Here is a 1,384-nt window from a genome sequence, read left to right as displayed (position 1 = left end):
CCTCGGCGATCTGCGCAGATCGACCGAGGAGCCCGGCCCTCGCGGCACCCAGTCTCGACCTCCAAGCTGCGGAGGAACGCGCAGCATCACACGGACGGCCGTCCCGGTCGGCTCCGTCGTCGGAAAGGACCTCAAGGATGCGGTCGATCGATCTCCAGGGCAAGCGAGCCGTCGTGGTCGGCGGCGCCACCGGCATCGGGTGGGCCTCAGCCGTCGCCCTGGCCGAGGCGGGAGCGTGCGTGGTCACGCTATCGCGCCGCGATCGGCTGACCGCCCTCCCGCCGGCACCCGAGGTGGCAGAGCGGATCACCCACCGCCGGCTCGACGTCGCGGACGCCGACGCGGTCACCACGGTGTTCGCGGACCTCTGCGTCGACGGCGGCATCGACATCGTCGTGCTGAGCGCGGCGGTGATCGAGCCATCGAGCGCCGAGGAGACCGACGACGAGCTGTGGCGCCGGCACATGGACGTGAACGTCGACGGCATCTTTCGGTGCGCCCGGGCCTCGATCCGACACATGAAGGAGACCGGCCGCCGCGGCAAGGTCGTCGTGGTCGGCTCCGTCTCAGGGATGGTCGGCAACCCCGGCTTCGCGGCCTACTGCGCGAGCAAGGGCCTCTGGGTCAATCTCACCCGGCAGATGGCCCTGGACTGCGCGCCGGTCGGCATCAACGTGAACTCGATCCTGCCCGGGTTCACCAGTACCGAGCTGACCGACATCTACGACGCCGAGACCAAGGCGACCATCGCGGCCGCCGTCCCGACAAAGGTCTGGGCGCGGCCGGAGCAGATCGCCGACGCCATCCTGTTCCTCAGCTCCCCGCTGGCCGACTACGTCCACGGGGCCAACCTGCCCGTCGACGGCGGCTACCTGGCCGCGGGACCGATCTGATCGGAGGTCGCCCACGCGCGACCACGCCGAGCATCACAACGACCACGACGACCTGACCGAGGAGTCACATGCCCAGCCTGCCCGTCCGCGCCTACACCGACCGCCTCTCCTACGAGCGTGGCGACCAGGTCTCCGTCCATGTCAGTGCCGCGGACCCGGTCGACGTCCGCCTGGTACGGCTGATCAGTGCGAGCACCGACGAGCCCTCGCTCGACCGCCCCGTCGACTGGCAGGCCGCCGCGCGGTACGACGCGAGCCTGGCGCCGACCTGCGTCGGCTCGTTCCTCCACGGCGACCCGGGTCCCGCCGCCACGGCGTCCCACACCCGTGCCACCCTGGGTGCCTTCGTCTACTCCGGCGACGTCGGGTCCGCACCCGTGCAGTCCCTCGTCTCCCTGGCCTCCGGTCCACGGGCACCTTGGCCACGGGTTCCGGCGGGCTGAGCACGAGATCGCTCACGGTGGTCTCTCCTGGAAACGGTGGGAAGGCGA

Annotated in this window: 2 protein-coding genes; both read left to right on the top strand. The window is 71.0% G+C overall.

The window, feature by feature from the left end; genetic code table 11:
- Positions 1 to 137 precede the first annotated feature (137 nt).
- The gene (locus ABZ260_RS51090; RefSeq protein ID WP_355633232.1) at positions 138 to 893 is read left to right on the top strand and encodes an SDR family oxidoreductase; all 756 of its coding nucleotides are present in this window, start codon (positions 138 to 140) and stop codon (positions 891 to 893) included.
- Positions 894 to 961: 68 nt separating this feature from the next.
- Positions 962 to 1,336: a hypothetical protein gene (locus ABZ260_RS51085; protein ID WP_355633229.1), complete on the top strand. Its 375-nt coding sequence runs from the start codon at positions 962 to 964 to the stop codon at positions 1,334 to 1,336.
- Positions 1,337 to 1,384: the final 48 nt, after the last annotated feature.

Origin of the sequence: Streptosporangium sp. NPDC006013, from assembly GCF_040614275.1 — a bacterium.
In the GTDB taxonomy this organism is placed as follows: Bacteria; Actinomycetota; Actinomycetes; order Streptosporangiales; family Streptosporangiaceae; genus Streptosporangium.
Note: the sequence above shows the minus strand (reverse complement) of the source record. Positions and strands in the feature narration are given on the sequence as shown.